This is a genomic window from Pseudomonadota bacterium (assembly GCA_016927275.1).
Classification (GTDB): domain Bacteria; phylum UBA10199; class UBA10199; order 2-02-FULL-44-16; family JAAZCA01; genus JAFGMW01.
The window spans coordinates 1-6,955 of sequence record JAFGMW010000013.1 but is presented as its reverse complement, the minus strand read 5'-3'; the positions used below and the strand labels follow the sequence as shown (position 1 = coordinate 6,955).

General features: G+C 62.0%; 8 protein-coding genes. 3 read left to right on the top strand and 5 right to left on the bottom strand.

Translation table 11 applies throughout. The features are described 5' to 3' along the window. The coding region (locus JXA24_00650) for an AAA family ATPase (GenBank protein MBN1282265.1) at positions 1-2,524 on the bottom strand (2,524 nt) is incomplete at its 3' end. A 125-nt stretch (positions 2,525-2,649) separates the two neighbouring features. On the opposite strand from JXA24_00650, the gene JXA24_00645 reads away from it, so the two are divergent. Together JXA24_00645 and JXA24_00640 are read left to right on the top strand one after the other, a co-directional pair. Then, positions 2,650-3,078, top strand: a complete 429-nt coding sequence (locus JXA24_00645; GenBank protein ID MBN1282264.1) for an RNHCP domain-containing protein — start codon at positions 2,650-2,652, stop codon at positions 3,076-3,078. Positions 3,079-3,193: 115 nt separating this feature from the next. Next, a complete protein-coding gene (locus JXA24_00640) occupies positions 3,194-3,715 on the top strand; it encodes a hypothetical protein (GenBank protein MBN1282263.1) in 522 nt (173 codons plus the stop codon). Between the two features lie 326 nt (positions 3,716-4,041). On the opposite strand, the gene atpE is transcribed toward JXA24_00640, so the two are convergent. From atpE to JXA24_00620, 4 genes are all read right to left on the bottom strand, one after another. After that, complete coding sequence (gene atpE, locus JXA24_00635; protein MBN1282262.1) at positions 4,042-4,269, bottom strand: ATP synthase F0 subunit C; 228 nt, start codon at positions 4,267-4,269, stop codon at positions 4,042-4,044. Positions 4,270-4,411: 142 nt separating this feature from the next. Further along, a complete protein-coding gene (gene atpB, locus JXA24_00630; GenBank protein ID MBN1282261.1) occupies positions 4,412-5,128 on the bottom strand; it encodes a F0F1 ATP synthase subunit A in 717 nt (238 codons plus the stop codon). Next, positions 5,125-5,523 (bottom strand): hypothetical protein, encoded by a 399-nt coding sequence (locus JXA24_00625; GenBank protein ID MBN1282260.1) that lies wholly within the window; start codon positions 5,521-5,523, stop codon positions 5,125-5,127. The genes atpB and JXA24_00625 overlap by 4 nt, the downstream gene beginning before the upstream one ends. Then, positions 5,504-5,752 (bottom strand): AtpZ/AtpI family protein, encoded by a 249-nt coding sequence (locus JXA24_00620; protein ID MBN1282259.1) that lies wholly within the window; start codon positions 5,750-5,752, stop codon positions 5,504-5,506. Before JXA24_00620 ends, JXA24_00625 begins: the two co-directional genes overlap by 20 nt. Positions 5,753-5,833: 81 nt before the next feature. Here JXA24_00620 and hpnH point away from each other — a divergent pair, with 81 nt between their 5' ends. Continuing rightward, positions 5,834-6,835, top strand: a complete 1,002-nt coding sequence (hpnH, locus tag JXA24_00615; protein ID MBN1282258.1) for an adenosyl-hopene transferase HpnH — start codon at positions 5,834-5,836, stop codon at positions 6,833-6,835. The last annotated feature ends 120 nt before the right edge of the window (positions 6,836-6,955 follow it).

Below are 6,955 nucleotides of genomic sequence, written 5' to 3'. Positions count from 1 at the left end.
CCTTAGCCTTAGCCTTAACCTTAGCCTTAACCTTCGCCTCAACCTTCTTGTCCTTTGCCTCCTCGTCGTGCAGCGCCTTTGCCACGCCCTTCTCCATGAGCTTGGCGATCGACTCGTTCATCTCGCGCAGCCTCTTGACCACCATGCCGTGGACGCTTTCGACCGGGTATTCGTTCTTCCTGTCCGCCTTGCCGGCCGGCCTCCCCATCAGCAGCTCGATGCCGTCGTCGATGTTGGCCACCGAATAGATGTGGAAGCGGCCCTTGCGCACCGCCTCTGCCACGTCCTTCCTGAGCATCAGGTGCCTCTCGTTCTGCACCGGTATCATCACGCCCTGCGTGCCGGTGAGCCCCTGTGCCTTGCAGACGTCGTAGAACCCCTCGATCTTCTCGTTGACCCCGCCGATCGGCTGGATGTCGCCGAGCTGGTTGACCGAACCCGTGACCGCGAGGTCCTGCCTGATCGGCGCGCCGGAGAGCGAAGAGAGTATGCAGTAGATCTCGGTGGAGGAAGCGGAGTCCCCGTCGATGCCGCCGTAGGACTGCTCGAAGCAGAGAGAGGCGGTGAGGTTCAGCGGCTCGCGCTGCGAGTACTTGTGCCTGAGGTAGCCGGTGAGGATGTACACTCCCTTGTCGTGGGTCGGCCCCGACATCTTGGCCTCTCGCTCGATGTTTATGACCCCGTCCTTGCCTATCGCCGTGGTCGCGGTGACCCTGGAGGGCTTGCCGAAGCTCACGTGCCCGATCTGATAGACCGACAGCCCGTTGATCTGGCCGATGCGGGTCCCCTTCGAGTCGATGAGGATGACCCCCTCCTCGATGAGCCGCTGCACGTGCTCCTCGGTGAGGCGGTGCCTCTCGCGCTTGGCGTCGATCGCGCGCTCCACGTGCTTTCGCTCGATCAGGTCGCCGCCGTCCTGACCGGCCCAGTAGTCCGCCTCGCGCAGCACGTCGGTGATGTAGGAGAAGCGGGTGGATATCCTGTCGCGCTGGCCGGCCTCCTCGATGCCGTACTCGACCATCGCCACCAGCCCCTCGGGCGAGAAGCTCTTGAGCTTGCCCCTGCCGCAGACGGAGCGGAGCACCGACGCGAACCTCTCGATGGAGTCGGAGGAGAGCGGCATGGTCACGTCGAAGTCGGCGAGCACCTTGAACGTCTTGGCGAAGTCCTCCTCGTAGGCGTACAGCAGCCTGTAGAGCCACGAGGGGCCCACCATGATGACCTTGACGGACAGCTTGATGGGCTCGGGCTTGATGGTCAGCGGCGCGAACTGCAGATAAGACTCCGGCTGCTGGATTATCAGCTCTTCCTTCTTCAGCACGCGCTTGAGCATGTCCCAGACGATCGGACGGCGCAGGATGTCGAGCGCGTTGACGATTATGTACCCGCCGTCGGCGCGGAGCAGCGAGCCGGCCTTGATGTGGCGGAAGTCGGTGGTCCAGTAGTTGCCCGGCCCTATGTTGTATTCTGTCGCGCCGAAGATGTTCACGTAGCTGGGGTTGCTCTCCTCGACGATGGGGACCTCGCCGTCACCCTTGGAATCCTGCGTCTGGTCGTAGAGGAGGTTGACCTCGTAGTACCAGAAGTGGTCCTCCTGGCGCTGTGGCCCGAGCACGATCACCCCCTGCTGGCGCTCGTCCTCCCTCTTGCCCACGAAGACGTCCAGGTTCTTGAGTATGTGGCCCTTGACCCTGAGGAGGTACTTGCGGACCTTCTCGTCCGCGTATCGGCCGCGCAGGTCGTCCATGAGGCCGTCGAGGACCGCGGAGCCGGAGCGCTGCATGAGCCTGTCCAGCGCCAGGTGCATCTCCTTGCCCAGGGAGCGCGCCTTGGTGAGCACGCGCTTGAGCTCGCCCATCAGCTCCTTGTAGCGGCGGTTCTTGGCGTCGCGCTCCTCCGCGGTCATCTTTCCGTCCTTGACGAGGTTGTCCAGGTAGTCGATGGAGACCGCCTCGTTCCCCACGATGGGGAACACCGTAGGGGCGACGAACCCCCCCTCCTGCAGCTGGACGAGCGCGAACCCCTCCTTCTTGAGATGCTCGGCGAAATCCTCGAACAGCCTCTTCTCCTCGCGCTGGTAGCGCTCGATGATGAGCTCACGCTCCCGCTGAACGTGAGGCGACTCGACGGCCTTGGGTATCTCGGCCCTGAGCACGCGGACCAGCTCGCTCATGTCGTCGCGAAACGACCGTCCCTTGCCGCAGGGGAACGTGAGCAGCACCGGCTGGGACGGGTCCAGGAAGTTGTAGACGTAGCACCGGTCCGGGACCTCGGCCTTCTGCTTCCCGAGCTGCTTGAGCGCGCGGCGTATGGTGGTCATCCTCCCGGTGCCGGCCATACCCGCGACGTAGACGTTGAAGCCGGTCTGATAGAGCTTGAGCCCCATCTTGAGCGCCTCGACCGCCCTGCGCTGGCCGACTATGGCCTCCGTGGGCTTTATCCGGTCCGGGCTCTTGAACACCGCCTGGAGCCCTCTTTCAGGCTGCCACCTCAGCGACTGATCGCTCACCCTCTTCCATGCCATCTGAACCCCCTCTTTCCGTTTGCGGCTTAGATTAGATTATGATGCGCGCTTTGTCCAGCAGCACGCCCCTTTCGCGGCTCCTTTGCAGGGCGATCTCCCTGTGATATGTTCGCAGGAAGGCGATCATGGCGGAAAAATCAGGGCTCAAGACAAAGCGGTTCCAGGTCGTCAACGAGGGCTTTCTGTGCGGCCATTGCGGGGCAGAGGTCCCGCCGACCGCGCAGACAACCCCTCGCAACCACTGCCCGCGCTGCCTCTGGTCCATGCACGTGGACCGAAACCCCGGCGACCGCGCCAATCCTTGCCGCGGGATGATGCGGCCCATCGGGATCTACACGCACACCAGGAAGCAGTACGTGATCCTGCACCAGTGCGTGAAGTGCGGCGAGAGGGTGCGCTCAAAGGCGATCCTTCGAGACACCAATGCTGCCGACGACTTCGACATCATCCTCGAGCTCTCAGGCAAGCCGATCAACGAGGCCCGCCCCCTCCCGCCGCACATGAGGAAGAAGAAGCTGAGAAGCCAGACGCTAGAAGCCAGACGCCAGAAATAGATATTTAGTTGATAATATTGAGCTATTAGCATTTTTAACGATCGCGCAACTATTGCCCTCCCAATTGCCGATAATAACAGTGTCAAGCGCATCTAGGGCGGACAAGGAGCGTAAGATGAGCATCCTGTGGGACGATGTAACGATCAAGCCGGGCACGCAGTCGATGAGATCGGAAAACGGCACGGTCGTCTATGATTCCGGAATGATTGAGGGGGTACTCGATCAGGACGACATCGTCTGTCCGGCAAACGACGGGCTGCTCGACAGATTCGAGGCGCTGCTGTACGACCCGCGTTGTCACACCCTCAGGAATGAGCCGGAGGGCATTCTCACCAGAAACTTCGGAGACGTGGAGCTTGGCTCCGGCTTTTCAGATCTCTCATCGAGGGAGGGCGTCGAATCAGGCACGGTCAATGAAAACCTGGATGTGGACGCGGACGTCAGCAGACTGGCCGTCGCCCTTAACTGGTTTTATGGATGGGCCGGCGGCACCCTTATCGGTATCGGTGCGTCAGCAGTATTTTTTACGAACTCCGCGGTCGGCCTCTGCACCGCGTTCGCTTCGCCGGTCATCAACGCAAAGATGAACGAGGGCAAAGACCTGCCGGGGTTCCCTGCAATGGGCGATATCGCATAGAATCAGGACCGATCCGATCAAAGGCCGGGGCATGAAACCCCGGCCTTTTTCTTTTCTTGTTCTACCAAGCCACATGCAGCTTCGGATAGTGCCTTTGCGTGGCTTTCGGACCATTCCCGAAAGTCGCATTAAGGCGCGTTTACGAGACGAGCGTATTCGGAAGTCAAAAAACCGATTGGCGTCGCGGCTTGAAGGCTGACGCGAGGAAGACATTCAAGCCGCATGACGCTAACGGTTTTTTGACAACGAATAGCGAGCGACGTGCGCCAGCGACGGAGGGAATGGTCCGAAAGCCACGCTTACATGACCCGAAGCAGCCTGTAGCTTTAAATTTTCCCCTGCAGCAGGAACGCGATGACGAGCGCGTAGATCACCAGCGACTCGATGAGCGCGAGCGCGATGATCATGGGGGTCATGACCTTGCTAGCCGCCTCCGGGTTGCGCGCGATCCCCTCGAGGGTGACGGACGCGGCCCTGCTCTGTGCCATGGCCCCGCCCAGCACCGCGACCATGATGGTCAGGCCCGAGGTTATGGCAAGCGCAACCTTGAGCATGCCTTCGTCTGCCGAGGCCGCCCCCGCCATCCCCTGCGCGTGCGCACAGGCGGAGATCATGAACGCCAGGGTGAAGGATAGAAACGCCGCAACTCTCTTCATCTCCTACCTCCGTTCCATGGCGCCGCGCGGCCCGTCGATCTCAGGCCTCGTCCCCGGACGCCAGATGTATGTATACTATGGAAAGCAGTGTGAAGACAAATGCCTGCATTGTCGAGATGAAAATGCTCAGAGCTATGAAGGCGATGGGCACAAGAAAAGGCATCAGCTCCGAGAAGATGCCGACCACGAGGTGATCGCCCGCCACGTTGCCCATGAGCCTGATCGACAGAGACACAGGCCTGACCACGTGGCTGACCACCTCCACCATGAACAGCAGCGGCGCGAGCCAGATGACGGGGCCCGCCATGTGCCTCAGGTAGCCCTTGAGCCCCTGCTCCCTGATCCCGGTGTAGTTGTAGTAGATGAAGACGACGACGGCGCACCCGAGGTTGGTGTTTATGTTCTCGGTGGGGGGGAAAAATCCGGGGATCACGCCTATGAGGTCGGAGACGAGAAGGTAGATGAAAAGCGCCCCCACGAACGGCAGGTGTTTCTTTGCCCCAGGCCCCATGAGGTCTTCCATGAGCCGAAGGAGCGCCTCGCTGATCAGCTCGAACAGGTTGGAAAGCGTGACCCTGCCATCCGGTATGAGCCTCGCCGGCACGTCCTTGAGCTTTTTCCGGACGATGAGGCCGGCGCCGATCAGCGTCAGGGCCACGAAGGCGGCGGTGACGACGTGGCGATAGGGGCCGTCCCAGCTCCTCGGCGTGCCGAGGTGGTCGGCCATCCAGCCAAGTATGGAGGGTTCGTAGGTCAAGTCCCCGCCCCCTTGTTCGCGAAGGCCGCGCGCAGCCCCTCGATGATGAGCGCCGCCACCACCGCCGTGAACCCCATGAGGAACGAGAGGGGATCCACCACGGCCCTGCTGACCAGCCACCACAGCAGGGCGCCTATTGCCGCGAGCTTGAGCATACAAAGCCCTGTGATCAGCGCCGCTCTGACGCCCATGCGGCGCGAGCCTGCCGAGCAGGATATCGACGCCGCGAGGGCCACGAAGGAGAGTGCGCCGATGACAGCGCCTGCCCCCAGCGACAGGGCGGTCCTTTGCGTGGAGAACAGTATTGCAGCGGCGACCGCTGCCGCCGCCAGCGCCGCCGTTAAGGCGAGCACGCGCAGGACCACTCCCCTGACATCACCTGCCTTTGCCGTCATGGTCCCCCTTTCCGCTCTCCATCCTGCGCACCGTCCTTATGAGGTTCGCAAGACCTGCGGCAAATCCCAGCACGAGGCCCGTCGCGGCGCCCCACGGGCCGCTGCCCGCCCTGCGGTCGATATAATCGCCCAGGACCAGCCCCGCGACCGCCGAGGCGGCCAGCGCAAGGCCGGCAGCTCCGTAGAGCGCGAGGGCGGCGATGGCTGAGGGCCGGCCATGTGGTGCCATGGCGCTGAAATAGCACTCCTGACCGAAACTTCAACTATGGATTGTATTTGCCGGACCTCCGTGCTAGAGAGGCCCGCCTGTATGCGATTCCCGCTCGGACAGACCGTCTCGATCGCCCGCTACATCGGCCGGATGAAGGGCCGGGGCGTAAAGCGCTTCCCACTGGTTCTCATGCTCGAGCCGCTGCACGCCTGCAACCTCACCTGCTCCGGCTGCGGCAGGATCAGGGAGTACAAGGCACAGATGTCGCGCATGCTCTCCCTGGAGCAGTCCCTCAAGGCGGTGGAGGACTGCGGGGCTCCGGTGGTCTCGATATGCGGCGGCGAGCCGCTGATATACCCGGAGATATCCGCCCTCGTGGAGAAGACGCTCGAGCGCAACCGGGTGGTCTACCTCTGCACAAACGGCTGGGCTCTCGAGGAAAAGCTCCCCCTCTTTACGCCCCACAGACGCTTCAACATCAACGTGCACATAGACGCCCTGGCTGCGACGCACGACATGATAGTGGAGAAAAGGGGGGCGTTCGACCGCGCGGTCGCGGGCATCGTCGCGGCGAAAAAGGCGGGGTTCACCGTCTGCACCAACACGACGATCTACACGCAGACCGACACCGGGGAGATAAAGGCGCTGTTCGAATACCTCGAGGGCCTCGGCGTGGACGGCATGCTCGTCTCGCCCGGCTTCGACTATTCGGACGTCGAGGACCGGTCGGTCTTTCTCACCAGAGAGGCCATCAAGGAGAAGTTCACCGAGCTCCGGGAGACCGGCCGCGGAAAGAGGATCTGGCAGACACCTCTCTTTCTGGACTTCGCCGCAGGCAGGCGCGACTACCCCTGCACCCCGTGGGGCAACGTCACCTACAACGTCTGCGGCTGGAAGGCGCCCTGCTACCTCATCACCGACGGCCACCACGAGACATTCGACGGGTTCATGAACGACGTGGACTGGGAGAGATACGGCCCCGGCCGCGACCCCCGCTGCGCAAACTGCATGTGCCACTGCGGCTTCGAGCCCACGGTGGCGCTCACCACCACCTCCTCGGTCCGAGACGCCCTCACGATGGCGAAGTGGACCCTGTTTTAAAAAATCGAACCATTCGACAAATTCCAAGCACCAAATCCCAATGATCAAACGGTTTTGTTTGGAATTTGGTGCCTGGTAATTGGTGCTTATTTGGTAATTGGTGCTTGGGATTTGGAATTT